Below are 26,334 nucleotides of genomic sequence, written 5' to 3' on the forward strand. Positions count from 1 at the left end.
GCGGCGCCATGACGCACACCTGGCCCGAGATCCTCACCGGACTCGTGGCGAGGAGGGACCTCGACGTCTCCTCCACGTCGTGGGCGATGGACGAGATCCTCAGCGGCAACGCGACCGCCGCCCAGATCGCCGGATTCGCGATGGCCCTGCGCAGCAAGGGCGAGACGCTCGCCGAGCTGCAGGGGTTGGTCGACTCGATGCTCCAGCACGCGACCCTGCTGTCGGTGCCGGGACGGGTCGTCGACATCGTCGGCACGGGCGGCGACATGGCAAAGACCGTCAACATCTCGAGCATGGCGGCCGTCGTGACGGCCGGCGCCGGGATCGGCGTGGTCAAGCACGGCAACCGTGCGGCGTCGAGCTCGAGCGGCACGGCGGACGTCTTCGAGGTGCTCGGCGTCCGGCTGGACGTCCCGGCGAGCCGCATCGTGGAGGTGCTGGAGCGGACGGGCATCACGTTCTGCTTCGCCCCCGTGTTCCACCCGTCGTTCCGCCACACGGCTCCCGTGCGACGTGAGCTCGGCGTGCCGACGACGTTCAACTTCCTCGGCCCGCTCGTGAACCCCGCGCAGCCCGGCGCCTCGGCGATCGGCTGTGCGGACGTCCGCATGGCTCCGCTGATGGCGGGCATCTTCGCCGACCGAGGTGCGGACGCCTTCGTGTTCCGCGGCGACGACGGTCTCGACGAGATCACGACGACCACGACGACCCGGGTCTGGGAGGTCTTCGGCGGCACCGTCACCGAGGGCGTGCTCGATCCGCGTGAGCTGAGCATGAGCCTGTCCTCGGCGGACGCCCTCCGGGGCGGCGACCCGACGTACAACGCGGACGTGTTCCACCGCATCGTGGGCGGCGAGGTGTCGCCGGTACGCGACGCGGTGCTGCTCAACGCGGGGGCGGCGATCGCGGCGCACACGGCCACGGCAGGCGCGCTGGTCGAGCGGATCGCGGCCGGGGTCGAGCGGGCGCGGGAGTCGATCGACTCCGGCGCGGCGGCGCAGACCCTCCGCCAGTGGTCCGTCGTCACCCAGGAGCTCGCGCCCCCTCGCTGACGCGCGGGAGCCGCGCCTCAGCGGACGGGAGCCGCGCGTCAGCGGACGGGAGGCGCGCGTCGGCGGACGGGAGCCGCGCGTCGGCGGACGGGAGCCGCGCGTCGGCGGACGGGAGGCGCGCGTCAGCGGTCAGAGGCCGATGCTGAAGGCGTCCTCGAGGTCGTGCTGGCTGTACGCGCGGTAGGCGATCTGGGTCTGGGTCGAGACGACGCCGGCGACCTTGTTGAGCCGGTCGGCGACGACCGCCGCCACGTCGTCGATCTGGCGCACCCGCACCATCGCGACGAGGTCGAGCTCGCCGGTCACCGAGTAGACCTCGCTGACGCCGTCGATGTCGGCGATCTGCTCGGCGATGTCGCTGAGCCGCGAGACCTCGGCCTGGATGAAGACGATGGCAGTGATCATGGTGCCAGCGTATGCCCCGCGGGTCGCTCGCCGTGCAGCGTCAGCCCGGCTGCTGCAGCTCCTGCCACGAGGCGCTGGCCTGCTCGAACGGGGTGAGGTGCCGGGCCGCGCTCTCGCGCGGGGTCTGCCAGGCGCCCCGCACCATGCGCAGCCCGGGCGAGTCGAGCCAACGACGCACGGTCTCGGTCTCCTCGACCGTCGCGGCCGGGGCAGGACCGTGGCCGACGACGACGGTCTCGGCGGTGGCCAGCAGGGCGTCGGTCCAGCCTGCGGGGTGCACCCCGTGAGGCAGGATGCCCGCTCCCGCGAGCCGTCCGTGGCGGATCACGTGCACCTCCCAGCCCTGGGGGTGCGGACCGGCCGCGACGATCTCCTCGATCGAGGTGAGCTCTCGCAGCTGTTGGGTGCGCACGACCGCCCGCAGGAACGCCGTCAGGCGGTCGCGCCACACCGCGGCGTCCTCGAACCGCTCGGTGCGGGCGAGGTCGAGCATGCGTGAGCGGATGGCGGCGACGAGGTCCGCAGGGTCGCCCGTCATGGCGAGGCGGACCCGCTCGACCTCCGCGGCGTACTCGCCGGGGTCGGCCGAGCCGTCGCACGGGGACAGGCAGTGGCCCATCTCCGCGAGCGCGCAGGGGGAGGAGCGGGACTTCGCCGCGAGCCGTGGGGTGCACTGGCGGATGCGGAACGAGTCGTGCAGGGCGGTCAGGGCACTCTCGGCGGCCGCCCGGTTGCGGAACGGGCCGATGTAGTCGGCGTCGTCGTCGAGGATCGCGCGCACGATCGAGAGGCGGGGCCACGGCTCGCGGGTCAGCTTGAGCCAGCTCAGCCGGTCGGGGAACTTCGAGCGGCGGTTGTAGGGCGGCCGGTGCTTGCCGATCAGGCGCAGCTCGCGGACCTGCGCCTCCAGGGGTGTCGCGCACACGATGCCCTCGATGCGCTGCGCGAGCATGACCATCTCGCCCATGCGGGTGCGGGTCTCGGCCTTGGTGAAGTAGGAGCGGGTGCGGGTGCGCAGGTTGCGGGACGTGCCGACGTAGAGGATGTCGTCGGCCGCGTCGCGGAAGAGGTAGACGCCGGGAGCCTCGGGCATGTGGTCGGCGAGGTGCCGCTTGCGACGCTGCTCGGGCTTGACCTTCGCGGTGTACGTCGACACCTCCTCCAGCGTCGTGACCCCGAGGGGTCCGAGCCGCTCGAAGAGGGCGTGCATGACGTCGACGGTCGCGCGGGCGTCGGACAGCGCGCGGTGGTTGGGCGTGGTCGAGGCCGAGAACGCCGCGGCAAGGGTCGACAGCTTGCAGTTGGGCACCTCCTCGCGGGTCAGCACGCGACGGGCCAGCGTCGCGGTGTCGAGCGTCTCGAAGCCCGGCCACGGGATCGCGAGCGCCGAGCTGAAGTGCTTCAGGAAGCCGACGTCGAACGGGGCGTTGTGGGCGACCAGCACCGTGCCGCGGGCGAACTCCAGGAAGCTCGGCAGCACCTCGGCGATGCGGGGTGCGTCGATGACCATCTGGTTGGTGATGCCGGTCAGCACCGTGATGTACGCCGGGATGACCTCGTCGGGGTTGACCAGGCTCTGGAACTCCCCGAGCACCTCCCCGCCGCGCACCTTGACCGCGCCGACCTCGGTGATCTTGGATCCCTTGGCGGCCGATCCGCCTGTCGTCTCCAGGTCGACGACACAGAACGTGACGTCTGCGAGATGACGGCCCAGCTCGTCGAACGTTCCTTGCACGGCTTCCACGTCGCACAGGCTAGGTGCGGGCTCGGACAAAGTGCGCCCGTGCCCGTGGTCTGCGGCGTTTCTGTCGGCGGACGCCCCTAGCGTCGTCGACAAGCCCCACGGTTCGGGGCCGCCACTTGCTCAGGAGGTCCGGAATGCACGAGTCACACCCCACCGACTCGGTGGTCGTCGACTGCGATCGTTGTCTCGTCCGCAGCCCCAGCGCGTGCGGCGACTGCGTGGTCACCTTCCTGCTCGGGGCACCGCCGGCCGGCATCGAGATCGACGCCGCCGAGATGTCGGCCCTCGAGGTCCTGTCCGATGCGGGGCTGACCCCGCCGCTGCGCCTCGTGACGCCACTGGCAGGTCCCGAGACGCAGGCCGGGTGACCCCGCCGACATCTGCGCGATTGAGTTGAATTGCCCCATGCCTGCACCTACAGTGATCAACTGTGCGTCCGGTGAACGCCGTCCCTCCAGGATGGTGTCGGACGCACCGTCGAGTCGTCGCAGCCATGGGGAAGATGTCTGAGGCGAACCGGGGAACCACGTCAGTGGGGTGAATCGGTCCGTGCGTGCACGGATCGTAGGGCAATCCGCGGCCCGAACCCGTCAGCTCACCCGGTAGACGTCGAGGATGTAGGAGTTCTGCGTGCGCATGCACACCACTGTTGTCCAGCGTCGTCGTCAGGTCCGCCGCCGGGGCATCGCCGTCGCGGCTGCCCTGACCGTATCTGGAGCGCTGTTCGCGTTCCCGTCGGCCCACGCCGATCCGGCCGTGACCGCCAAGGACGTCGAGAAGGCGTTCCACGAGGTCGAGCTCATCAACGAGCAGGTCAACGCCCTGGGCGAGCAGACCAAGAAGACGCAGGCCGAGATCGACGACCTCACCGACGACATCGAGCGCCAGCTCACGACGTATCGCCGCCAGAAGCAGGCGCTCGGCGATGCGATCGTCCAGCAGCAGATCGATGCGCCCCTCGGCCCGACCGCGAGCCTCCTGGGCAGTGACAACCCCGAGCAGTTCCTCGAGGGACTCGGCGCGGTCCAGGCACTCAACAGCACGCGCGCCGACGAGCTCGCGACGTTCGGTCGCACGAGCAAGCAGCTCAAGAACCGGCGCGCCCAGCTGGAGGACCGGCAGAAGACGCTGCAGGCGGCCAAGAAGGAGACGGCCGCCAAGCGCGCCAAGATCCGCACGAAGTACGAGGCGGCCAAGGCTGAGCTCAACCGCCTGGACGCCGCCGAGAAGAAGAAGATGAACACCAGCAACACCACGGTCGACCCCAAGGTCACCGCCAACCTGAAGGGCTCGGGCAAGGGCAAGCAGGCGCTGGCCTTCGCGATGGCGCAGATCGGCGACCCCTACGTCTACGGCGGCACCGGACCCGACAGCTGGGACTGCTCAGGACTCGTCATGAAGTCGTGGGCCGCGGCCGGGGTCTCGATCCCGCGAGTGGTCGGACCGCAGATCGCGGCGGGCCAGGCCGTGCCGATGGACCAGCTGCAGCCCGGCGACATCGTTGCTTATGGCGACATGTCGCACGACGGCCTCTACCTCGGAGACGGCCGCGTCGTGCACGCGCCGCGTCCGGGCAAGAGCGTCGAGATCACCTCGCTGAGCGGGTTCACCCGCGCCGCCCGGGTCGGCTGACACCCGATTGGCCGAGCGCAGCCTGCGGCCGTCGCCCAATGCGGCGGCCGCGCTGGTGCTCGTGCTCCTCGTCGGAGCGCTCGTCCTCTGGCAGCGTCCGTGGTCCGAGGGGACCGGACGCCCTGGGGTCGTGCCCATCCCCGCTGACGCCCCGGCCCGTCTGACGGCACAGCTGCGCGAGCTGTCGGCCGCGTCCACCGAGGCCGACTTCGTGGCCGCCGCGGGCGATCTCGACCGGGGACGTTCCTTCGGCCGGCGGACCTGGGCCTCCCTGCGGGCGCTCGGCGCCCGCGACGTCTCGTGGCGCTACATCAGCGGGGGAGACGTCGCCGACCGCTCGGACGGCTCCGCCCGCATGGTGGCGGAGGTGTCGTGGCGGCCGGGGCCGGACTCGGGGCTCGACGGCGGCGAGCTCCATCGCGCCGCGGTGGCGTTCCGCGTGCAGCCGCAGGACGACGGTGGGCTGTCGATCGTCGGCGCGGCTCCGCGGACGGGCCTCCTGCCGATCTGGCTGGCCGGTGCGGTGACCGTCGAGGAGACACCCGGCAGCGTCGTCCTGGCCGTGGACGGGGGAGACCAGCGGCTGCCCATCGCAGACATGGTGGACACCGCGCGACAGGCGGTGGAGCGCACCGTTCCTCGTGGTCGCGACGACGTCGTGGTCGTGTCGCCGCGCACGCAGGCGCAGATGGCTGACATCGTGGGCCAGCGCGTCGCGGACGTGCGACAGATCGCTGCGGTGACGACGCGCCTCGACCGCAGCACGGGGTCGTCGGCGCCCGTGATCGTGCTGAACCCCGCGGTCTTCGCGACGATGGATCGGCGGGCCGCCCAGGTCGTGCTGAGCCACGAGGCGACGCACCAGCTCACCCGTGCGGTGGGCAGCCCGGCGCAGAGCTGGGTCGTCGAGGGCTTCGCCGACTACGTCGCGCTGCGGGACGACACCGCGCCGCTGTCGGTCAGCGCGGGGCAGATCCTGGCCCAGGTCCGGGCCGGCACGGTGCCCCGGTCCCTGCCGACCAGCGCCGACTTCGACGGGGTGAGCCACGGTCTCGGCGCGGTCTACGAGTCCGCCTGGATGATCTTCCGCCTGCTGGACCGGGACCACGGCCGTGCCGCGGTCGTCCGTTTCTACGGCTCCGTCCTGGCGGGCACGCCGGTCGACACCGCGCTGCGAGACGTCTTCGGGCTGACCGAGGACGAGCTCACCGCGCGGTGGCGGGACTACCTGACGAAGAGCGCCTCGACCGTGTCGTGAAAGTCGCGCAGGACCAGGCTGCGCTTGACCTTGAACGAGGGGGTCAGGTAGCCGTTGTCCTCGGTCCAGTCCTCCGGGAGGATCTGGAACTTGCGGATCGACTCGGCCTGCGAGACCTGCGTGTTGGCGTCGTCGATCGCCTTCTGCACCTCGGCCCGGAGGGCGGGGTCGTCCAGGCTGCCGGTCCAGGTCTCGGTGTCGATGGTCACGAGCGCGGCGACGAAGGGCTTGCCGTCGCCGACCACCAGGCACTGGCTCACCAGGGCGTGGGCGCGCACGCGATCCTCGAGCGCAGCGGGCGCGACGTTCTTGCCGCCCGCCGTGACGATGATCTCCTTCTTGCGGCCGGTGATGCGGATGTAGCCGTCCTCGTCGATCTCGCCGAGGTCGCCGGTCGCGAACCAGCCGTCGGGATCGAGCGCCTCGGCGGTCGCCTCGGGGTTGCGCCAGTAGCCCTTGAACACCTGGGGACCGCGGAAGCTGAGCTCGCCGTCGTCCGCGATGCGCACCTCGGTGCCCTTGAACGGCTTGCCGACCGTGCCCAGTCGCAGATCGCTCGGGCGGTTGGCGCAGAGCGCCGCGGTGGTCTCGGTCAGGCCGTAGCCCTCGATGATCGTGACGCCGATGCCGCGGTAGAAGTGGGCCAGGCGCTCGCCGAGGGGAGCGCCGCCGGAGACGGCGAACTCGGTGCGGCCGCCGAGGGCGTCACGCAGCTTGCCGTAGACGAGGCGGTCGAACAGGGCGTGCCGGGCGCGCAGGGCGAGCCCCGGCTTGCCGGAGTCGAGAGCCCGGCTGTAGCTGATCGCGGTCTGCGCCGCACGGTCGAAGATCTTGCCCTTGCCGTCGGCGTACGCCTTGCCGCTCGCGGAGTTGAACACCTTCTCGAACACGCGGGGCACGCCGAGCACGAACGTCGGCTGGAAGGACCCGAGGTGCGTCACGAGGTCCTTGACGTCGGCGGTGTGGCCGAGCTTGGCGCCGACGCGGATCGCGCCAACCTGGATGATGCGGGCGAACACGTGGGCCAGCGGCAGGAACAACAGCGTCGAGCTGCCCGGCACGAACATCTCGGGGAGCTCGTCGAGGACGACGCCGAGCTCGTAGCGGAAGTTGCCGTGGGTCAGCTGGCAGCCCTTGGGGCGTCCGGTCGTGCCGGAGGTGTAGATGAGGGTGGCGAGGGTGTCGCTGGTCAGGGCGGCCCGGCGCTCCTCGAGCGCGGCGTCGCTGACGTCGGTCCCGAGCGAGCGGATCGTGTCGAGACCGCCGGCGTCGATCGTCCACACGTGCTGGAGATCGGGAGCCTCCTCGGCTGCCTCCTTGACGCGGGCGGCATGACCGTCGCTCTCGACGATCGCGGCCACGGCACCGGAGTCGGACAGGATCCACGCGATCTGCGACGTCGAGGACGTCTCGTAGATCGGCACGGTCGCCGCGCCGATCCACCAGATCGCGTAGTCCGCGACCGTCCACTCGTAGCGGGTCTTGGACAGCAGGGCCACGCGGTCACCGGCGGACACGCCCGCACCGATCAGGCCCTTGGCCACCGTCGTCACGTCGCGGTGGAACTCGGCGAGGGTGATGTCGGTCCAGGTGTCGCCGTCCATCCGGGCCAGTGCTGCCTCGTCGGCGTGTTCGGGGAGGCGGTCGAGGATGTCTTCGGTGAGGTTGCCCAGATCGGGCTCAGGAGGCTGCATCACGTACGGCAGGCTACTCTCACGACCCTGGCCGAACCCAACGGGCTGCGGCCCAGGACCCATGACTCCCGGCGCGGGTGCCCACCGCCGGAACCACTAGCATGGACCCACACCACGAGCCGACCGAGGAGGGCTGATGGCGCGCACCACGAGTGACATCGTCATCGACGCCACCCCCGACAGCATCATGGGCGTCATCGCCGACTTCGCGTCCTACCCCGTGTGGGCGACGGGCGTGAAGACCGCCGACGTCGTGGTCGAGGGAGAGCCCGGACGGGCCAAGCAGGTCCACTTCGTCCTGGACGCCTCGCCGATCCGCGACGAGTACGACCTCGGCTACGTCTGGGACGGCAGCCGCACGGTCTCGTGGAGCCTCGTCGAGCCCGGCAAGATGCTGACCTCGATGGACGGCGCGTACGTCCTCGAGCCGCTCGGCGACGCGCAGACGCGGGTCACCTACCAGCTGGCCGTCGACGTCTCCGTCCCGCTGCTGGGGATGCTCAAGCGCAAGGCCGAGAAGGTCATCATCGACACCGCCCTCAAGGGGTTGAAGAAACAGGTCGAGGCCCTGTGACCGGATCAGGCCCCGCTGCGGACCTCGGTCCGGACGGGGACGAGCCCGTAGGCACGATCGCCGAGGAGGCGTTCAAGCTGTTCCGCGCCGTGACCGGCGGCTCCGAGGAGTCCGCCTCCGGCGCGGGAGGCTCGGACGGCCACACGTGCTCGACGACGTGGTGCCCGATCTGCCAGGTCGCCGACGTCCTGCGTGACCATCCCGAGGCAGTCGCCTCGGTGACCCAGTCGGCGGCCGCCCTCGCCCGGTCGCTGCGCGACCTGGTGGACACCGCCCTCGCCCCTCAGGAGAAGCAGTGACCCTCGCCATCGGCGTCGACATCGGCGGGACCAAGATCGCGGCCGGACTGGTGTCGGACACGGGGACGATCGTGCAGTCCGTGTCCGAGCCGACCCCGGACGACGCGACCAAGATCCCGGCGATCGTCGCAGACCTCGTCGAGCGGCTCGCAGGTGATGAGCGTCCGGTGGGCGTCGGCATCGGCGCCGCGGGATTCGTGGGGGAGGACCGTGCCACGGTGCGGTTCGCGCCCAACATCGACTGGCGCGAGGAGCCGTTGGCCGCTCACGTGCGGGCGCTGGTCGATCTGCCGATCGTCGTCGAGAACGACGCCAACGCCGCCGCGTGGGGAGAGTTCCGCTTCGGCGCGGGCGAGGACACCGACGACCTGCTGCTCATCACGATCGGCACGGGCATCGGCGGCGGCATCGTCCACCACGGTCAGCTGTTCCGTGGCGGGTTCGGTGTCGCGGCCGAGATCGGTCACATGCGGGTCGTCCCGGACGGCATCCTGTGCGGCTGCGGCCAGCGCGGCTGCTACGAGCAGTACGGCAGCGGCAGCGCGCTCGTCCGCGACGCCCGCGAGAGGGTCTCCAACGGTGACCCCGGCGCAGCGTCGATCGCGGCCCTGGCCGACGGAGACCTGTCCCGCATCACCGGTCCCGCGGTGACCAAGCTCGCGCAGGACGGTGACCCCCTCGCCGTGGAGCTGCTCACCGAGCTCGGTCGCTGGATCGGCGAGGGCGCGGCCGTCCTTGCCGCGATCCTCGATCCCAGCGTGATCGCGATCGGCGGAGGGGTGGCCGCCGCGGGCGATCTGCTCCTCGAGCCGGTCGTCGCCGCGTTCGAGACCCATCTTCCGGCGCGGGCACACCGCCCGGAGGCCGCCCTGCGCCTGGCCGCCCTCGGCAACGAGGCGGGCATCATCGGAGCGGCCGACCTCGCGAGAGTGGAGCCCGCCTAGTGGCAGACAAGCTGGCCGTCGGCATCGACATCGGTGGCACCAAGATCGCCGCCGGAGTCGTCGACGAGGACGGGCACGTCCTGGCCCGACTGAAGCGGGAGACCCCGACCACCGAGCCCCTCGAGGTGATCGACGCGATCGCGGAGATCACCCAGGAGTTCCGTCGTGAGCACCACATCCGGGCGATCGGCGTCGGCGCGGCAGGCTTCGTGGACGCCACGCAGTCCACGGTGCTGTTCGCCCCCCACCTCGCGTGGCGCCACGAGCCGCTGCGTGACTCGGTCGCGCGGCGCACAGGGCTGCCGGTCCTGGTCGACAACGACGCCAACGCCGCGGGCTGGGCCGAGTGGCGGTTCGGTGCCGCCCAGAACGAGGCCGATCTCGTCCTCATCACGCTGGGAACGGGCATCGGCGGTGCGATCGTCATCGACGGCCAGCCCTACCGTGGACAGTTCGGCATCGCCGGGGAGTTCGGCCACATGCAGGTCGTGCCCAACGGCAACCAGTGCGAGTGCGGCAACCAGGGGTGCTGGGAGCAGTACGCGAGCGGTCGCGTGCTGACCCGCCGGGCTCGTGCTGCGGCCACCGACGGCACCGAGATCGGCAAGCTGTTCCTCTCCGAGGCCGGCGGCTCGGTCCAGCGCATCGAGGGTCACCTGGTCACCAAGCACGCCAAGGCCGGCAACGAGGAGGCGATCCAGTGGATCGCCGACGTCGGTGACTGGCTCGGGGTCGGCATCGCCAACCTGGCCGCAGCGCTGGACCCGGGGATGTTCGTGATCGGCGGCGGCGTCAGCGACGCGGACCAGCTGCTGATCGGCCCGGCACGAGCCGGGTTCGCGCGGACGCTGACCGGTCGCGGCTACCGCGCCGAGGCCCGCATCGTCCGTGCACACCTGGGCCCTGAGGCCGGTCTGATCGGCGCGGCCGACATGGCCCGGCTCACAGCACGGCGCCGTCGTCCGGCCAATCCCTCTGCGAAGGCCCGTGTTCGGGCAGCTGCAAGAAAAGGTATGTCGCCGAAGCCACGAAGATGAGTGCGGCGCCGGCGACCACCGACCGGCCCAGGTACACGTGGGCCACGGTCGCCAGCACCAGGAGCAGCGGGGCACCGATCACGCCGATCCACCCCAGCAGGACCCCGCGGCGACGCGGCATCAGGCCCGCAGGCTCGACCTGCCGGTAGAACGGCTCCTCGGCCGGCTCGGGGTCCTCGTCGTGCCGGTCCGCGTGCTGGGCGGGGGACGGCTGCGGGGCCGGGTCCGCGGGCTCGTCGGGGAACGACAGGTCGAGGTGGAGGCCCTCGACGATGCGGTCGAAGTCGTCCTTCTCAGCCACGACTCGCGCCCACGTGCTGATCGATGAACGCGGCCGTGTGGTCGAAGATCCTCGGCGCGTCGTTGTCGAGGGTCGCGACGTGGAAGCTGTCGTGAAGAGTGATGAGCTCCTTCACCGGGGAGGCGACGCCGTCGAGGATGATCGCCTGGGAGGTCTCGTCCACGACGTGGTCGTCGGCGGACCGGAACAGCAGGAGCGGCGCGGTGACGCGGTCGAGGCCCGCGCGGACGTCCTTCCACATCTTCAGCTGCGAGGCCAGCGCCTTGAGCGGGGTGCGGTCGTAGCCGACCTCGTCCTGCCCGGGCCTCTTGATGTCGTTGCCGATGCCGGGCATCGAGGGGATGACTCGCTGCAGGACGGGGACGAGCTTGACGTCGAGACGCTTGACGCTGACGGCGGGGTTCACGAGCACCAGGGCCGCGACGTCGGCCGGACGTTGCTCAGCGAGTCGCAGCGCGAGGCAGCCGCCCATCGACAGCCCCGCGACGACCACCCGGTCGCAGGTCTGGTGCAGCTGCGTCAGGGCCGTGTCGACCTCGGCGTACCAGTCCTCCCAGCGGGTGGTGTTCATGTCCTGCCAGGTCGTGCCGTGCCCGGGCAGACGAGGGACGCGGACCGAGTGACCCCGCTCCACCAGGTCCTGCGCCCACGGCGTCATGGACGCGGGGGAGCCGGTGAATCCGTGGCTGAGCAGCACACCGGTGCGACCGCCGTCAGCGGCGTACGGCTCGGCTCCGGGCAGGAGGGCGGACGTCATGTCGTCCATCATCCATCATCCGTGGGCATGACGGCTCGTCCTGTGCGAAAGCCGCCTCGTTCGGAGTAGTGTCCTGTCCGTGTTCTATTGGTTCCTGAAGTTCCTCGCACTGGGTCCGTTGCTCAAGCTGATCTTCAGGCCATGGGCCGAGGGCACCGAGAACGTGCCCAAGGAGGGCGCCGCGATCCTGGCCAGCAACCACCTGTCCTACAGCGACTGGTTGTTCATGCCCCTGGTGATCCCGCGCCGCGTGACGTTCGTGGCCAAGGCGGAGTACTTCGAGGGGTCCGGGGTCAAGGGCTGGCTGCAGAAGACGTTCTTCTCCGGCGCGGGTCAGGTGCCCATCGACCGCACGAGCGGTTCGGCCGCGGCCGGCGCGATCAAGACCCAGCTGCGGCTGCTCGCCGACGGCGAGGTCTGCGGCATCTATCCCGAGGGCACCCGCTCGCACGACGGAAAGCTCTACCGCGGCCGCACCGGCGTCGCGCGGCTCGCGCTCGAGGCGGGAGTCCCCGTCATCCCGCTCGCGGTCATCGGCACCAACGTCGTCGCCCCTCCTGGCAAGATCTTCGGCCGCTACGCCCGCCCGGGCGTGCGGTTCGGCAAGCCGCTGGACTTCAGCCGCTACGAGGGAATGCAGGACGACCGCTACATCCTGCGCGCGATCACCGACGAGATCATGTACGAGATCATGCGCCTGTCGGGTCAGGAGTACGTCGACCTGTACGCGCAGGAGGCCAAGAAGCGCGACCAGGCACGGGAGAAGGAGGCGGCGACCGCCGCCGCCCGTGCCGAGGCCGACGAGGTCTGGGAAGAGATCCGTCCCGACTGAGACCGACGCCCGACACCCACAGCTGCACCCACACGAGGAGGCCCCATGAAGGTCGGCATGCTCACCGGGGGAGGCGACTGCCCCGGTCTCAACGCAGTCATCCGGGGCGCGGTGCGCAAGGGGGTGTCCACGTACGGCCATGAGTTCATCGGGTTCCGGGACGGCTGGCGGGGCCCCCTCGAGAACGACACGATGCGGCTCGACGTCGACGCGGTGCGCGGCATCCTGCCCCGCGGCGGCACGATCCTCGGCTCGTCGCGCACCAACCCGTTCGCGATCGACGACGGGGTCGAGCAGATCAAGGACAATCTCGCGGCCAACGGCTGTGACGCGCTGATCGCGATCGGCGGCGAGGACACGCTCGGCGTCGCGACCAAGCTCGCCGATCTCGGCGTCAACGTGGTCGGCGTGCCGAAGACGATCGACAACGACCTGTCGGGCACCGACTTCACCTTCGGCTTCGACACCGCGGTCAACGTGGCCACCGAGGCGATCGACCGGCTCCACACGACCGCCGAGTCGCACCACCGCGTGCTGGTGGTCGAGGTGATGGGTCGCCACGCCGGCTGGATCGCCCTGCACAGCGGACTGGCCGGCGGCGCCAACATCATCCTGATCCCCGAGCGCCCCTTCGACATCGAGAAGGTCTGCGCCCAGGTCGAGAGCCGGTTCGCGACGCACTACGCGCCGATCATCGTGGTGTCCGAGGGTGCGGTGCCGGCCGAGGGTGGCGACATGTCGTTGGTCAGTGGCGACAAGGACGCCTTCGGCCACGTACGCCTCGGCGGCATCGGCGACCGGCTGGCCTCGGAGATCGAGCACCGCACCGGCAAGGAGGCGCGGGCCGTGGTGCTCGGGCACGTCCAGCGAGGCGGCGTGCCGACCGCGTTCGACCGCTGGCTCGCGACCCGGTTCGGCCTGCACGCGATCACCGCCGTCCACGAGGGCGACTACGGGACGATGATGGCGCTGCGCGGCACCGACATCGTCCGGGTGCCGCTCTCCGAGGGCACCGAGACGCTCAAGACCGTGCGACCCGAGCTCTACTCAGAGGCGGAAGTCCTCTTCGGCTGAGGGCCCAGGCCCGTACGCTCGAGAGATGATCTCTTCGCGCCCGGTCGAGAATGTCTGGGACTATCCGCGCCCCCCTTCGGTGGAGCCGAGCGACGAGAACATCGTCATCGAGCTGGGCGGCATGCGCATCGCGTGGACGTCCTCGAGCTTCCGGATCTGCGAGACCAGCCACCCGCCGGCGTACTACCTGCCGATCGAGGCTTTCGCGGGCGACGTGCTGCACGCGCTCCCGGGCAGGACGTGGTGCGAGTGGAAGGGCGCGGCGTCCTACTTCGACGTCGTGACGCCGGCACGGACGGTTCCGGCCGGGGCCTGGACGTACCGCATGCCCAGCCCGGGCTATGCCGACATCATCGATCACATCGCGGTGTACCCGGGCAAGATGGACCGCTGCCTCCTCGACGGCGAGCGGGTCCGCGCCCAGCCCGGAGACTTCTACGGCGGCTGGGTCACGTCCCGGGTGAGGGGCCCGTTCAAGGGCGGACCGGGCACGTCGAGCTGGTGACCGCGCGGCCCGTCTCACGCTCTCGGGGTGGGTCGGAGCACTGCGGATCGCGGCGTATCCTTGGGGCGTGAGCATTCCGACCCTAGACGACCTCCATGCGATGGGCGCTGTCCAGCAGCCGACGTATGTCGATCAGTCCGCCCGCGACGCCGCGGTGCAGACCCTGCGCAAGATGCCCCCGCTTGTCTTTGCGGGCGAGTGCGATGCGCTGCGCGGACGTCTCGCCGACGTCGCCCAGGGCAAGGCCTTCCTCCTGCAGGGCGGCGACTGCGCCGAGACCTTCGAGGGCGTCACCGCCGAGAACGTCCGCAACAAGCTGCGGGTCCTGCTCTCGATGGCGGTCGTGCTGACGTACGCCGCGAGCGTCCCGGTCGTCAAGGTCGGACGTCTGGCCGGCCAGTACGCCAAGCCCCGCTCGAGCGACACCGAGACCCGCGACGGCGTGACGCTGCCTGCCTACCGGGGCGACGCCGTCAACGGCTTCGACTTCACGCCCGAGGCACGCGCGCACGACCCGCAGCGTCTCGTCGACGTCTACAACGCCTCGGCCGCGACGCTCAACCTCGCTCGCGCGTTCACGACCGGCGGCTACGCCGACCTGCGTCAGATGCACGCGTGGAACACCGACTTCGTCAAGAACAGTCCCGTGGGCGAGCGCTACGAGCGCATCGGCGCCGACATCGACCGCGCGCTCGCGTTCATGGACGCAATCGGCGTCGATCCCGACGAGTTCCACACGGTCGACTTCTTCTCCTCGCACGAGGCGCTCATCCTGGAGTACGAGCACGCCCTCACGCGCATCGACTCGCGCACCCAGCTGCCGTACGACGTCTCCAGCCACTTCGTCTGGATCGGCGAGCGGACCCGTCAGCTCGACGGTGCCCATGTCGAGCTGCTGAGCCGCATCGCCAACCCCGTGGGCGTCAAGCTCGGCCCCACGTCGACCGCTGACGACGCGATCGGGCTGTACGAGCGGCTCAACCCCGACCGCATCCCGGGCAAGGTCACCTTCATCACCCGCTTCGGCGCGGGCAAGATCCGCGACGGGCTGCCCAACCTGGTCGAGAAGGTCACGGCTGCGGGCATCGAGGTCGCGTGGGTGTGCGATCCGATGCACGGCAACACCTTCGAGACCAGCAACGGCTACAAGACGCGCGAGTTCGACGACGTCATCGACGAGGTCCGCGGCTTCTTCGAGGTGCACCGTGCGCTCGGCACCTGGCCGGGCGGCGTGCACGTCGAGCTCACGGGTGACGACGTCACCGAGTGCGTCGGCGGCGGCGCCAAGCTGTCGGCCGCCGATCTGACGCACCGCTACGAGACGCTGTGCGATCCGCGGCTCAACCGGGCGCAGTCGCTCGAGCTGGCCTTCCTCGTCGCGGAGATGCTCGCAGGTCGCTGACGCTCGTGCCGGGCGCGGGGACACCCCGCGCCCGGGTCAGAGCGGGAAGACGATGATGCGCGTGCCCCGGCGCACCTCGTCGCCGGCCGACGGGCTCTGTCGGCGGACGATGAAGTTGCCCGATCCGGGGATGTAGGGGGCGAAGAACTCCAGCCCGGCCTCGCGGATGATGCGACGGGCCTCGCTCTTCTTCTTGCCGCGCACATTGGGCACCGTGACCAGGTCAGGTCCCTTGGAGACCGTCAGGGTGATCCTGTCGTTCCTGAACCGGGTGCCGTCGCGCGGGTCCTGCGAGATGACGGTGCCCTTGTCGACGTCATCGCTGAACTCCTTGGCCGTGGTGACCTCGAAGCCGGCCTCGCGCAGCGCGGTGGTCGCCTCGGCGGCGGGCCTGCCTGTGTAGTCCTCGACCGTGATGGGCTGGCGGCCGAGGCTCACGAGCACGTCGACGCGGTCACCCTTGCGCAACGGCGTCGCGGAGGTGATGTTGTCCTTGGGCCCGATGACGCGGCCCTTCTTGATCGTCTCGCTGTACTGCTCCTCCTGGTCACCCAGCTCGAGGTTCTGCTCCGCGAGGGCCGCCGCGGCGCCCTTGATCGTGGAGTTCTTGAGGTTGTTCTTGGGGATGTAGTAGCGCTCGGGTCCCTTGGAGACGACCGCCTTGATCGTGCTGCCCGGCAGGATCTTCGCCCCGGGCTCGGGATCGGTGCTGATCACGACACCGGACGTCACGTCCTCGGAGAACGCGCGGCGGGCGATCGTGAACTCGAAGCCCTCGGCCTCGGCGTTCTTGGCCGCGGTGGTGGCCGCGCTGCCGGTCAGGACGGGCGTGTCGGTGTAGCGCAGGTCGGTGACGTACCAGGTGCCGAGGGCCGCGAGCACCGCGAGGACCAGGACCAGGATGAGCAGATTGCGTCCGCGTCGGGAGTGGCGTCTGGGCGCGGCCTGCGCGTACTGCTCGCGGGAGATCGGCGGATCGAGGCCGAGGGGCCGGGCGGGGTCGCGCGGGCCCCGCGGCGGGGGAGGCGGCGCGCCGGTCGTGGCGTTGCTCCACTGCATCGTGCGTTCGGACGTGGAGACGGCCTCGGTGGGTGTGGACATCGAGGCCGGCGCGGCCAGGCCGAGCGCGGAGCGGGGCACCGCGACGGTGGGGGAGTCCTCGTCGATGCGGCCGCCCGGCGCCAGGTCGGCGACGAGCTCGGGGTCGTCGTCGAGGCCCGCGGCGAGGGCTCGCTGGACCGAGCGGACCTGCTGCAGCATGACCCGCGCATCGGTCGAGCGCTGGTCACGGTCGCGGACCGTCGCCCGCGCCACGAGCGCGTCGACGTAGGGCGGGATGCCGGGCTGCACCTCGGACGGGGGACCGATGTCCTCGTGGACGTGCTTGTACGCGACCTGGATCGGGGACTCGGCCGAGTGTGGCTTGACCCCCGTGAGCATCTCGTAGAGCATCGCGCCGCACGCGTACACGTCGGAGCGGGCATCGGCGCCGTCGTTCGTCACGATCTCGGGCGCGAGGTAGGACACCGTGCCGATGAGCGTGCCGCCGGTCGCGGTGGTCGCGGCGCTGACCGCGCGCGCCAGGCCGAAGTCGGCGACCTTGACGTCGCCGTCGGGGGTGATGAGGACGTTCTCGGGCTTGACGTCGCGGTGGATGATCTTCGCGGCGTGGGCCGCGGACAACGCCACGAGCACCTGCTCGAGCAGCTCCAGCGCGCGGTACGCGGGCATCGGGGCCTCGTCGCGCATCAGGTCGCGCAGCGTGCGGCCCGGGACGTACTCCATGACGAGGTAGGTGACCTCGCCGTCGGTGCCCTGGTCGAAGACCGAGACGACGTTGCGGTGGTTGAGCTTGGCCGCGGACTTGGCCTCGCGCACGAAGCGCTCGGTGAACTGCTCGTCGTCGCCGAGGCCGTGGTGCATGACCTTGATCGCGACCTCGCGGTCGAGCCGCTCGTCCATGGCCCGGAAGACGCTGGCCATGCCGCCGCGGGCGATCCGCTCCCCGATGAGGTAGCGGTCGTTGAGGACACGCCCGACGAGGGCTTCGTCGCCCGTCACTGGCATCCAGCTCTCCCTTTTCACGTCAGGTCCCGGCCAGGACCTGAACGCATTCTAGTGACTCTTCCACACAGGTCCGTGACCAGCGGGGACGCGTGTTGCCCGCGGCAGGTGATGTCGCCCACGTCGGGCCCGGGGGCGCCGGCCGTGCCCTCAGCTGGCGCGGCGGGTCGCGAGAAGGGCCAGCGGGCCGAGCACGGTCCGTGCCTGCGGCCCCAGGGCGTCGATCGCGGCGTCGGCCTGCTCCTCGAGGCGGGTGATGTCCGCCTCGACCGCCGCGAGCGCACCGCACGTGCGGATGAGGTCGGCCACGGGCCCGACGCCGTCGGACGTGCCGAGCCGCTCGCGCAGGACCTCGTGCCCCGCCGCGTCCGTGAGCTCGTACGCCCGAGCGATCAGGACCGTCCGCTTGCCCTCGCGCAGGTCGTCGCCGGCGGGCTTGCCGGTGACAGCTGGGTCGCCGAACACGCCGAGCACGTCGTCGCGCAGCTGGAACGCCTCGCCAAGCGGCAGGGCCACGGCGCTCAGCGCCTCGATGAGGTCCGGTGACGCCCCGGCGAGTGCCGCCCCGATGTGCAGGGGCCGCTCGACCGTGTACTTGGCGGACTTGAACCGGACGATCGCCATGGCCTCGTCGACCAGGATGCGGTCCTTGGTCTGCGCCGCCACGTCGAGGAACTGGCCGGCGACCACCTCGGTCTTGCACAGGTCGAGGTAGTGGCGGGCCGCCGCGACCCGGGGCGCCATGGTGGGGGAGTCAAGGATCGCGGTCGTCATCATCTCGTCGCACCACGAGAGCATCAGGTCGCCCATCAGCACCGCGGTCGAGAGGCCGAACCCGGTGGCGTCGCCGGCCCGGTCCTCGTCGCGGTGGAGCTGCTCGAAGGCCCGGTGGATGCTGGGCCTGCCGCGGCGCGTGTCCGAGCCGTCCATCAGGTCGTCGTGCACGAGCGCGCTGCCCTGCAGCCACTCCAGCGATGCCGCGGCGGTGACGAGGTGCCCGTCGAGCGGCGTCCCGCCGGCCACGAGCCACCCCGCGTGGCAGAACTGCGGGCGCAGGCGCTTGCCGCCGCGGACGAAGTCGAGGGCGGCGCGGGTCAGGTGGTCCAGGTCGGGGCCGAGCACGCTGAGCGAGCGGGCCTTGGCCTCGGCGAAGGCCGCGAGACTGTGATCGACTCGTGTCCGGAACTCGGGATCGTCTGCGCGTGTCGTCACGCCTCGAACGATATCGTTGGAAGCATGCGTTCCGAAGCCACGTCCCTCCTCGCGGCCCTTCGTGCGCCCACGCCCACGTGCTCTTTCGAGTTCTTCCCGCCCAAGGACGACGAGGGCGAAGCCGTGCTCTGGCAGACCATCGCCGACCTCGAGCCCCTGAGCCCGACGTTCGTCTCGGTCACCTACGGCGCGGGTGGCACGAGCCAGGAGCGGACCGTGCGCATCACCGGCCGCATCGCCGAGCAGACCTCGATGCGACCGGTCGGCCACCTGACGCTGGTCGGGCAGACCCGCGGCGAGATCGAGGCCGTGCTCAAGCAGTACGCCACGGCGGGCGTCGACAACGTCCTGGTCCTGCGGGGCGACCCCAAGGGTGGCCCGCGAGCGCCGTGGGAGCCCTGTCCCGACGGCATGACGTACGCGATCGAACTCGTCGAGCTCGCCGCCGGCATGGGCGGCTTCGAGATCGGTGTGGCGGCCTTCCCCGAGGGACATCCCGACGCCGAGAGCCTCGAGCGCGACGCCGAGGTGCTGGTGGCCAAGTCCGCGGCCGGCGCCGAGTACGCCATCACGCAGCTGTTCTTCCGCGCCGAGGACTACTTCGGCCTCGTCGAGCGGGTGCGCGCCCTGGGCTGTGACATGCCGATCGTCCCCGGCATCATGCCGATCCTCAACTTCGCGCAGGTCGCCCGCATGGCAGAGCTGTCCGGTGCGGAGATGCCGTCGGAGGTGCTCGAGCAGATCGAGCCCATCCAGGACGACAAGGCCGCGGTGCGTGCCAAGGGCATCGAGCTCGCGACCCAGCTGTGCCGCGACCTGCTGGCAGGTGGCGCCCCCGGTCTGCACTTCATCACGCTCAACCGGTCCAAGGCGACGCGGGAGATCTTCGAGGCGCTGCGCGCCGACGGCCTGGTCTGACCCTCAGCGAGGGGCCGGGCCGACGTCCGCGGCGATCGCGGCCGTCGCCGTGCCGATCGCCTCGAGCGTGCCGCCCGGGTGCGCGTGCGCGCCGGCGAAGTACAGCCCGCCCGAGGGCGCGACGCCGGGCAGGTCCAGCGCGGTGGTCCAGGTGTTCCAGGCCCAGCCCCAGTGGCCCAGGACCACGAGATCGCTCGGCGCCAGGTCGGTGCGGTCGACGACGAACGCCCGCAGGTCGAGTCCGGTGCGGGCGAGCGCGCGCAGGGGATCCTCCCCGCTGCGGTGCTCGATCGTCCAGCGGCCCTCCCCGCCCGACCAGAGCCGGATCGGCGGGTTCGCGTGCACCAGCACCTCCTCGGGCATCGGCGGCGCCTCGGACGAGAGGGTCAGGAGGGTCCGGGACGCGGGGATGACGGGCAGCGCCCTCGGTGCGGGCAGGGGAGCGGGCCACGTGGGCGCCGCCCACACCACGATGTCGGCGGGGAGGGTGCGGCGCTCGGTCACGACGCCGGTCACGCGTCCTGACTCCCTCACGATCTCGTGGGCGGACTCGCCGAGCTCGATCGTGACCCTGCGCTCGGCCAGTCGCCGTTCCAGCGCGGCAGCCAGGCCGGGCAGCCCACCCTCGAACCGCCAGCGGCCGAACGACCTCTCGACGTAGTGGACGACTGCGGTGAAGGCCGGCGTCGTCCGCCAGTCCTGGCCCGCGAGGCGGACGGGATCGAGGACGATCTTGGCGAGCCGCTCGTCGGCCAGCTCCTTGTCGAGGGCCCTGATGGTCCGGCGCGGCCTGAGCACCTTGCGCATGGGCCGGTCGACCGCCGGACGCCCGGGGAAGACCTGGTCGAGAGCGGTGCGGCGGATGACGTCCCAGGGCTCGGCGAACCGGTCGACCCAGGGGGACCACTCGTCCTCGCCGAGTGCCGCCGTGACGGCCTCGTGCTGGTCGCCCCGGTTGCCCAGGGGCAGGTCCAGGACCGTGCCGTCCTTGAAGACGTGGCGCCGGCCCTCGGTCTTGGTCAGCTCGAGCACGCGCTCGAGCGGTCGGCCGGACTTGCGGAACAGGTCGCGGAAGACGCCGGGCAACGTCACGGTGTCGACGTCCAACTGCCAGGTCGCCCCGTTCACGGTGTGCCCGTGCAGGCGGCCACCGAGCCGCTCGCTCGCCTCGACCAGCGTCACGTCGTGCCGCAGCTTGGCCAGCCGTGCCGCGGCGGTCAGACCGGCGAATCCACCACCCACGACCACCACGTTCGCCATGCGCGCAGACTACGCGGTGCGCTCGAGGGAGCAGCGACGGATCCGTCGACGTGACGCGCTCGCGACTGTGGCACAGTGTCCGCATGGGTCCGGTCCGCTCCGAGCTGATGTGGCAGGCGGTCGTCGACGCAGTCGAGATCGCCGGTTCCGGCGATCCGCTGGACGTCCTCGACCTGGGTGGCGGCACGGGCGGTGACGCGGTGCGCCTTGCGCAGCTGGGTCACCGTGTGACGGTGGTCGACCCGAGCCCGGACGCGCTCGCGTCCCTGCACCGCCGCGGGGTCGAGGCCGGTCTGGCCCGTCCCGTCCGCGCCGTGCAGGGCGACACCAACGACCTGCTGGACCACGTCGAGCCCGCGTCGTTCGACCTCGTGGTGTGCCACGGGGTGCTCGAGCACGTCGACGATCCCGGATTCGCGCTCTCGACCGTCGGCACAGTGCTGCGACCCGGCGGCCACGTCAGCGTCGTCGTCGCGGGACGCAATGCCGCCGTCGCGGCGCGTGCGCTCGCGGGCGACTTCGTCACGGCCCGCACGCTGCTCGGCCGCACGGCCGACACGTGGGACGTGCGCTCGATGGGCCCCCGCCGGTTCGTCCTGGACGAGCTCGAGGGGCTGCTCGCGGCAGGCGGGTTCAGGCCTCTCGCGGCCAACGGCCTGCGCGTCTTTGCCGACCTCGTGCCGAGCGCGATCGTCGACACCGAGCCCGGCGCGCGGGATGCGCTGTACGCGCTGGAGCGACTAGTGCGTACGTCCCCCGAGTTCTCAGGACTTTCGGCTGGTCTGCAATCGATCGCCCACCTAGACTCTGAAGAAGCACCACCGAATCCAGGAGGCAACAGTGCCACTCTCTGACGAAGAGGCCCGTCTGCTCCACCAGCTCGAGCAGTCCCTGGCCGCAGAGGACCCGGACTTCGCCTCGACCCTGCGTGGATCCAAGCTCATGGCGCACAACCGCCGTGTCGCACTGCTCGCGGTCCTGGGCTTCATCGCAGGCATCGCGATCCTGTTCGGGGGAGCGGTCAGCAAGCAGACCTGGCTGGGCGTCTTCGGCTTCGTCGCGATGCTCGCCTCCGCGTACGTGTTCACGATCGCCTGGCGACGCGGCATCGGCGGCCCCGAGGACCAGCACGGCACGCCGGCCGGCGGCGGCAGCCGCGGAGGTCGACCCGGACGCCAGAGCAAGCGCTCGGGCTCGTTCGTGGACCGCATGGAGGAGCGCTGGCAGCGCCGTCGTGACGGAGACGGCCTCTAGGGCGCTGCGGGAGGGGCCATTGCGCCCCACTTCGCTCCACCTCCACACCCACCGCCCCTTCGGGGGCGGTTTTTCTTTGCCCTGACAGGGGTTGTCGCGCTTCCCACACCGTGGGGAGCGCGCCTTCGTCTGCCCTCGAACACGCCGAATGTGTGGTTGATGTGGGGGATAGTGGAGTATGGTGGTGAGAAATGGAGCGATTGGCCGTCGACGAGGAGGAGCGAGGTGAACCCGGATGTCTCGAACTTCTTCGGCACCTACACCCCGCGTCTTGACGACAAGGGCCGGCTGTTCCTCCCGGCCAAGTTCCGTCCTCGCCTCGAGACCGGCATCGTCCTCACCCGCGGCCAGGAGAACTGCATCTACGGGTGGACGACCGAGTCGTTCAACGCCTTCACCGATCGCATCCGCAACACGCCCTTCACCAACCAGGCGGCGCGCAACTTCAACCGGATGTTCTTCTCCGGTGCGTCCTCGGAGGTGCCCGACAAGCAGGGGCGCATCTCGATCCCGCCCGTGCTGCGCACCTGGGCACAGCTCGACAAGGAGTGCACGGTCGTCGGCGCGATGGATCGCATCGAGATCTGGGACTCGCGCCGCTGGGACGAGTTCTCCGCAGCGCAGGAAGGTCCGTTCGCGGACATGTCGGAAGAAGTGATGCCCGGGATCTTCTGACGGCTCGTGCGGCGAGATCTGCGCCCGCATGGTTCTGACATCACTTCCCCGGTGTCAGACCCAGCGGTCGCGGATCTGGTCACACGAGCAGCAGCCGGGCACACGAGACAGGACGAGGGGACACGAGGGACATGAGGATCGACGACAGCACACGACGCGTACGCCACGAGGTGGCGGACGGGGTCCGCGTGATGGCGTTCTCGCTCGCCTCGTCGATCGTGCTGGCCACGCTGATCGCGATCGGGCTGGGCCAGCTGTGACGACTCCGAGCCACGTCCCGGTCCTCCTGGAGCGCGTCCTCGACCTCCTCGCGCCGGCGATCGTGGGGGACCGCCCCGTCGTCGTCGACGCGACCCTGGGGCTCGGCGGCCACACCGAGGCGATGCTCAACCGATTCCCCACGGTGCACGTCATCGGCATCGACCGCGATCCCGACGCCCTGGAGCGGGCCCGCACCCGCCTCGCCGGATTCGGCGACCGCGTCACGTACGCCCATGCGGTCTACGACGAGATCGCCGACGTGGTCCGCGAGGCCGGGTTCCGCTCGGTGTCCGGGGTGCTGTTCGACCTCGGCGTCTCCTCGATGCAGCTCGACGTCGCGGACCGCGGCTTCGCGTACGCGCAGGACGCGCCGCTCGACATGCGCATGAACCCCGAGGACGAGCTGACCGCCGCGGACATCCTCAACACGTACACCTCGAGGGACCTCGCCAGGGTGCTGCGCGAGTACGGCGAGGAGAAGTTCGCCAAGCGCATCGCCGACACCGTCGTGGCCGAGCGCGCCAAGGAGCCGTTCACCACGAGCGCCCGCCTGGTCGACCTGGTCCGCGACTGCATCCCGCAGGCTGCACGCCGCACCGGCGGCAACCCCGCCAAGCGCACGTTCCAGGCGCTGCGCATCGAGGTCAACGACGAGCTCGGCGTCTACCGCCGGGCCCTGCCGGCCGCGCTCGAGGTGCTGGCGCCCGGCGGCCGGGTGGTCGTGCTCTCGTACCACTCGCTCGAGGACCGCATCACCAAGCGGGCGTTCACCGAGGTCACCACGACCGACGTGCCGCGTGACCTGCCGTTCGTGCCCGAGGGCCACGAGGCGAAGTACCGCCTCGTCACCCGCGGTGCCGAGATGGCGACCGAAGCAGAGATCGACGACAACTCCCGGGCCCGCTCCGTGCGGCTCCGCGTGGCAGAACGGATCGCCGCATGAGCACACCGCTGACCCGGTCCTTCGCCCCCTCGCCGCGGCGCATCGAGGAGGCCAAGGCGGCCGGCCTCCGGCTCGTCCACCCGGTGCGCAGCCGCGCGAAGCGGGCACCGTTCGTCGTGATCGTCATGACGATCCTGTCGATCGGGCTCGTGGGTCTCATCCTCATGAGCACGGTCCTGCAGGCGCAGTCCTTCGAGGCCGCCCGGCTGCAGAGCGAGGCGACGACGCTGAAGACGCAGAAGCAGGCCCTCGCCCGCGACGTCGACCGGCTGCGGAGCCCCGCCCACGTCGCCCGTGAGGCGATCGCGATCGGCATGGTCCCCAACGCCAACCCCGCCTTCCTGCGCCTCTCCGACGGCCGGATCCTCGGTGTGCCCGAGGCCGCCAAGGCCGGCAGCAACATCCGGAGCGTGAACTGATGACCGCCAACCAGCTGCTGACGCGTCGCCGTCTGCGCGCGTGCCTCGTGCTGGTGATCGCCGTCTTCACGCTGTTCGGCGCCCGCCTGTTCCAGATCCAGGGACTCGACGCCAGCGCGTACGCCGCGCAGGCCGTCGCGTCCGGCACCCAGAAGAAGGTCGACCCCGCCCCGCGTGGCGCGATCCTGGACCGCAACGGCGAGCAGCTCGCGACGAGCGTGGACGGCTTGACGCTCATCGCGGACCCCAAGATGACCGTCGACAACGCACCGCAGATCGCCCGCATCCTGCGCGAGAAGCTCGGCGACGAGATCGACTACTTCGACATGATCGACAAGCTGCGCACGCCCAAGTCGCGCTACGTCCAGCTCGTCCGCGACCTGCCCAAGTGGACCGCGGACAAGGCAGTCACGGCGCTCGACAAGGCACGGCTGCCGGGAGTCTTCACCGAGAAGGAGACGCTGCGCACGTACCCGGGCGGCCGCCTCGCAGCGAACCTGCTGGGCTACACGAACGCCGCCGGAGAGGGCGTCGCGGGCATCGAGCAGCAGTACGACAAGATCCTCACCGGCACCGACGGCTCCAGCACGTACGAGGTGTCGCCGACGGGCCAGCGCATCCCGATGGCCGACAGCACCGTCAAGGAGATGGTGCCCGGCCGCGACGTGAAGACGACGATCGACCGCGACCTGCAGTGGTACGCCGATCAGCGCCTCGCCGACGCGGTGCGCGACTCCAGCGCTGACTGGGGCCTCGCGGTCACGATGGACGTCAAGACGTGCCAGATCGTGCAGATGTCGCAGGCGCCGACGTTCGACCCCGACACCCGCACCGGGATGACGGACGACCGGACGGTGTCGCGCGGCGTCCAGCACGTCTACGAGCCCGGCAGCGTCATGAAGACCGTGACGATGGCCGCACTCGCGGACCAGGGCAAGATCGCGGCCGACACCCCGATCGTGGTCCCGCCGAAGATGGTCATCGACAAGTACCCGATCGGCGACTACTGGCAGCACGGCACCCTGCGCCTCACCGCTGCCGGCGTCATCGCGAAGTCCTCCAACCTCGGCACGATCGTCGCTGCGCAGCAGATGAGCAACAAGACGATGCACGCGTACCTCAGCAAGTTCGGCTTCGGTGACAAGACCGGCGTCAACCTGCCGGGCGAGTCCAAGGGCATCCTGACCGACGGCGCGGGCTGGACCAAGGCCAACCACGCGACGATCTCGTTCGGCCAGGGCATCTCGGTCACCGCGATGCAGATGATGCGGGCGGTGGGCGCGATCGCGAACGCCGGCAAGATGTGCGAGCCGTCGGTCGTGACCGCCACGGTCGACGAGGACGGCACCACGACCCCCGTCGAGGCGACCGAGACGAAGCGGATCGTCTCCAAGGACGCCGCCGCGTCGGTCACCCGCATGATGGAGGCCGTCACGGCGCCCGACGGCACCGCCCCGGCAGCCGCGATCAAGGGCTACCGCGTCGCAGGCAAGACCGGCACGGCCTGGCGCGTGGACCCCACCACGGGGCGCTACATCCGCGGCCAGAACACGGTGTCGTTCATGGGCTTCGCGCCTGCGGACAACCCCCGCTTCCTGACCTACATCGTGCTCGACAAGCCCTACAGCAACGCAGGCGGCGGCTCGACCGCGGCGCCGGTGTTCCACGACGTCATGTCGATGGCGCTCGAACGCTTCGGGGTCGCGCCCAGCGGCTCCAAGAGTCCGAAGGTGGCGCAGTCTTGGTAAGCGGGGCGGCTTCGCCGCCTCGGTCGCTCGTTCCTCGCGACCTTTCCCCGTGCTCGCTGGCGCTCGCACG

At 70.7% G+C, this 26,334-nt stretch carries 28 protein-coding genes and 1 riboswitch; of the genes, 20 read left to right on the forward strand and 8 right to left on the reverse strand.

From position 1 onward, the window contains the following. The first annotated feature begins 8 nt into the window (after positions 1 to 8). Positions 9 to 1,052, forward strand: coding sequence for an anthranilate phosphoribosyltransferase (gene trpD, locus GEV26_RS06735; RefSeq protein ID WP_153652352.1), 1,044 nt, complete (start codon positions 9 to 11; stop codon positions 1,050 to 1,052). 129 nt (positions 1,053 to 1,181) lie between these two features. Here trpD and GEV26_RS06740 read toward each other — a convergent pair whose 3' ends face one another. Both GEV26_RS06740 and GEV26_RS06745 read right to left on the reverse strand, forming a co-directional pair. Beyond that, positions 1,182 to 1,457: an Lrp/AsnC family transcriptional regulator gene (locus GEV26_RS06740; protein ID WP_153652353.1), complete on the reverse strand. Its 276-nt coding sequence runs from the start codon at positions 1,455 to 1,457 to the stop codon at positions 1,182 to 1,184. A 40-nt stretch (positions 1,458 to 1,497) separates the two neighbouring features. Then, positions 1,498 to 3,201: a DEDD exonuclease domain-containing protein gene (locus GEV26_RS06745; protein ID WP_243838983.1), complete on the reverse strand. Its 1,704-nt coding sequence runs from the start codon at positions 3,199 to 3,201 to the stop codon at positions 1,498 to 1,500. Between the two features lie 134 nt (positions 3,202 to 3,335). Between GEV26_RS06745 and GEV26_RS06750 the strand changes: the two genes are divergently transcribed. The 3 genes from GEV26_RS06750 to GEV26_RS06760 all read left to right on the forward strand — a co-directional run bounded on the left by GEV26_RS06750 (position 3,336) and on the right by GEV26_RS06760 (position 6,091). Further along, a complete protein-coding gene (locus tag GEV26_RS06750; RefSeq protein WP_153652355.1) occupies positions 3,336 to 3,569 on the forward strand; it encodes a hypothetical protein in 234 nt (77 codons plus the stop codon). A 105-nt stretch (positions 3,570 to 3,674) separates the two neighbouring features. Continuing rightward, a riboswitch (cyclic di-AMP (ydaO/yuaA leader) is annotated at positions 3,675 to 3,824 on the forward strand. A gap of 13 nt (positions 3,825 to 3,837) precedes the next feature. Beyond that, positions 3,838 to 4,833 (forward strand): C40 family peptidase, encoded by a 996-nt coding sequence (locus tag GEV26_RS06755; protein WP_153652356.1) that lies wholly within the window; start codon positions 3,838 to 3,840, stop codon positions 4,831 to 4,833. A gap of 7 nt (positions 4,834 to 4,840) precedes the next feature. Beyond that, a complete protein-coding gene (locus tag GEV26_RS06760) occupies positions 4,841 to 6,091 on the forward strand; it encodes a hypothetical protein (protein ID WP_153652357.1) in 1,251 nt (416 codons plus the stop codon). On the opposite strand, the gene GEV26_RS06765 is transcribed toward GEV26_RS06760, so the two are convergent. Next, entirely contained in the window at positions 6,058 to 7,785 is a 1,728-nt protein-coding gene (locus tag GEV26_RS06765; RefSeq protein ID WP_194840020.1) for an AMP-dependent synthetase/ligase, read from the reverse strand. The two genes, GEV26_RS06760 and GEV26_RS06765, sit on opposite strands and share 34 nt — an antisense overlap. 136 nt (positions 7,786 to 7,921) lie before the next feature. Here GEV26_RS06765 and GEV26_RS06770 point away from each other — a divergent pair, with 136 nt between their 5' ends. Genes GEV26_RS06770 through GEV26_RS06785 form a run of 4 tightly spaced genes read left to right on the forward strand, consistent with a single transcriptional unit; the run spans position 7,922 to position 10,639 of the window. Further along, positions 7,922 to 8,359, forward strand: a complete 438-nt coding sequence (locus GEV26_RS06770) for an SRPBCC family protein (RefSeq protein ID WP_208430840.1) — start codon at positions 7,922 to 7,924, stop codon at positions 8,357 to 8,359. Beyond that, the gene (locus GEV26_RS06775; protein ID WP_153652360.1) at positions 8,356 to 8,658 is read left to right on the forward strand and encodes a hypothetical protein; all 303 of its coding nucleotides are present in this window, start codon (positions 8,356 to 8,358) and stop codon (positions 8,656 to 8,658) included. The genes GEV26_RS06770 and GEV26_RS06775 overlap by 4 nt, the downstream gene beginning before the upstream one ends. Then, on the forward strand, positions 8,655 to 9,602 hold the full coding sequence (locus tag GEV26_RS06780) for an ROK family glucokinase (RefSeq protein ID WP_153652361.1): 948 nt from the start codon (positions 8,655 to 8,657) through the stop codon (positions 9,600 to 9,602). Before GEV26_RS06775 ends, GEV26_RS06780 begins: the two co-directional genes overlap by 4 nt. Beyond that, the gene (locus GEV26_RS06785; protein ID WP_153652362.1) at positions 9,602 to 10,639 is read left to right on the forward strand and encodes an ROK family glucokinase; all 1,038 of its coding nucleotides are present in this window, start codon (positions 9,602 to 9,604) and stop codon (positions 10,637 to 10,639) included. The genes GEV26_RS06780 and GEV26_RS06785 overlap by 1 nt, the downstream gene beginning before the upstream one ends. Here GEV26_RS06785 and GEV26_RS06790 read toward each other — a convergent pair. Further along, entirely contained in the window at positions 10,545 to 10,940 is a 396-nt protein-coding gene (locus GEV26_RS06790; RefSeq protein ID WP_153652363.1) for a hypothetical protein, read from the reverse strand. The genes GEV26_RS06785 and GEV26_RS06790 overlap by 95 nt on opposite strands. Then, positions 10,933 to 11,697: an alpha/beta hydrolase gene (locus GEV26_RS06795; protein WP_153652364.1), complete on the reverse strand. Its 765-nt coding sequence runs from the start codon at positions 11,695 to 11,697 to the stop codon at positions 10,933 to 10,935. The genes GEV26_RS06790 and GEV26_RS06795 overlap by 8 nt, the downstream gene beginning before the upstream one ends. Positions 11,698 to 11,776: 79 nt before the next feature. Here GEV26_RS06795 and GEV26_RS06800 point away from each other — a divergent pair, with 79 nt between their 5' ends. The 4 genes from GEV26_RS06800 to GEV26_RS06815 all read left to right on the forward strand — a co-directional run bounded on the left by GEV26_RS06800 (position 11,777) and on the right by GEV26_RS06815 (position 15,510). Next, the gene (locus GEV26_RS06800; protein ID WP_153652365.1) at positions 11,777 to 12,529 is read left to right on the forward strand and encodes a lysophospholipid acyltransferase family protein; all 753 of its coding nucleotides are present in this window, start codon (positions 11,777 to 11,779) and stop codon (positions 12,527 to 12,529) included. 45 nt (positions 12,530 to 12,574) lie between these two features. Continuing rightward, complete coding sequence (locus GEV26_RS06805) at positions 12,575 to 13,603, forward strand: 6-phosphofructokinase (RefSeq protein WP_153652366.1); 1,029 nt, start codon at positions 12,575 to 12,577, stop codon at positions 13,601 to 13,603. A gap of 25 nt (positions 13,604 to 13,628) precedes the next feature. Then, positions 13,629 to 14,108: a DUF427 domain-containing protein gene (locus GEV26_RS06810; RefSeq protein ID WP_153652367.1), complete on the forward strand. Its 480-nt coding sequence runs from the start codon at positions 13,629 to 13,631 to the stop codon at positions 14,106 to 14,108. A gap of 67 nt (positions 14,109 to 14,175) precedes the next feature. Further along, on the forward strand, positions 14,176 to 15,510 hold the full coding sequence (locus tag GEV26_RS06815; protein WP_328596708.1) for a class II 3-deoxy-7-phosphoheptulonate synthase: 1,335 nt from the start codon (positions 14,176 to 14,178) through the stop codon (positions 15,508 to 15,510). 36 nt (positions 15,511 to 15,546) lie between these two features. Here GEV26_RS06815 and pknB read toward each other — a convergent pair whose 3' ends face one another. Then, positions 15,547 to 17,577: a Stk1 family PASTA domain-containing Ser/Thr kinase gene (pknB, locus tag GEV26_RS06820; protein ID WP_153652368.1), complete on the reverse strand. Its 2,031-nt coding sequence runs from the start codon at positions 17,575 to 17,577 to the stop codon at positions 15,547 to 15,549. A gap of 147 nt (positions 17,578 to 17,724) precedes the next feature. Beyond that, positions 17,725 to 18,786 (reverse strand): polyprenyl synthetase family protein, encoded by a 1,062-nt coding sequence (locus tag GEV26_RS06825; RefSeq protein WP_153652369.1) that lies wholly within the window; start codon positions 18,784 to 18,786, stop codon positions 17,725 to 17,727. A 24-nt stretch (positions 18,787 to 18,810) separates the two neighbouring features. Here GEV26_RS06825 and metF point away from each other — a divergent pair, with 24 nt between their 5' ends. Beyond that, positions 18,811 to 19,704, forward strand: a complete 894-nt coding sequence (gene metF / locus GEV26_RS06830; protein WP_153652370.1) for a methylenetetrahydrofolate reductase [NAD(P)H] — start codon at positions 18,811 to 18,813, stop codon at positions 19,702 to 19,704. 3 nt (positions 19,705 to 19,707) lie between these two features. On the opposite strand, the gene GEV26_RS06835 is transcribed toward metF, so the two are convergent. After that, entirely contained in the window at positions 19,708 to 20,964 is a 1,257-nt protein-coding gene (locus tag GEV26_RS06835) for a phytoene desaturase family protein (RefSeq protein WP_153652371.1), read from the reverse strand. Positions 20,965 to 21,047: 83 nt separating this feature from the next. Between GEV26_RS06835 and GEV26_RS06840 the strand changes: the two genes are divergently transcribed. From GEV26_RS06840 to GEV26_RS06865, 7 genes are all read left to right on the forward strand, one after another. Then, positions 21,048 to 21,818, forward strand: a complete 771-nt coding sequence (locus GEV26_RS06840; RefSeq protein WP_153652372.1) for a class I SAM-dependent methyltransferase — start codon at positions 21,048 to 21,050, stop codon at positions 21,816 to 21,818. After that, a complete protein-coding gene (locus GEV26_RS06845; protein ID WP_153652373.1) occupies positions 21,805 to 22,218 on the forward strand; it encodes a DUF3040 domain-containing protein in 414 nt (137 codons plus the stop codon). Before GEV26_RS06840 ends, GEV26_RS06845 begins: the two co-directional genes overlap by 14 nt. A gap of 225 nt (positions 22,219 to 22,443) precedes the next feature. After that, complete coding sequence (gene mraZ / locus GEV26_RS06850; RefSeq protein ID WP_243838988.1) at positions 22,444 to 22,893, forward strand: division/cell wall cluster transcriptional repressor MraZ; 450 nt, start codon at positions 22,444 to 22,446, stop codon at positions 22,891 to 22,893. A gap of 131 nt (positions 22,894 to 23,024) precedes the next feature. Further along, positions 23,025 to 23,153 carry a hypothetical protein gene (locus GEV26_RS18145; protein WP_255489187.1) on the forward strand — a complete coding sequence of 43 codons (129 nt, stop codon included), beginning with the start codon at positions 23,025 to 23,027 and terminating at the stop codon, positions 23,151 to 23,153. Then, positions 23,150 to 24,097, forward strand: a complete 948-nt coding sequence (gene rsmH, locus GEV26_RS06855; RefSeq protein ID WP_243838990.1) for a 16S rRNA (cytosine(1402)-N(4))-methyltransferase RsmH — start codon at positions 23,150 to 23,152, stop codon at positions 24,095 to 24,097. The genes GEV26_RS18145 and rsmH overlap by 4 nt, the downstream gene beginning before the upstream one ends. Next, the gene (gene ftsL, locus GEV26_RS06860) at positions 24,094 to 24,516 is read left to right on the forward strand and encodes a cell division protein FtsL (protein WP_153652376.1); all 423 of its coding nucleotides are present in this window, start codon (positions 24,094 to 24,096) and stop codon (positions 24,514 to 24,516) included. The genes rsmH and ftsL overlap by 4 nt, the downstream gene beginning before the upstream one ends. After that, positions 24,516 to 26,264, forward strand: coding sequence for a peptidoglycan D,D-transpeptidase FtsI family protein (locus tag GEV26_RS06865; protein WP_153652377.1), 1,749 nt, complete (start codon positions 24,516 to 24,518; stop codon positions 26,262 to 26,264). The genes ftsL and GEV26_RS06865 overlap by 1 nt, the downstream gene beginning before the upstream one ends. Positions 26,265 to 26,334: the final 70 nt, after the last annotated feature.

The sequence above is a fragment of the Aeromicrobium yanjiei genome (assembly GCF_009649075.1).
GTDB classification, from domain to species: Bacteria; Actinomycetota; Actinomycetes; order Propionibacteriales; family Nocardioidaceae; genus Aeromicrobium; species Aeromicrobium yanjiei.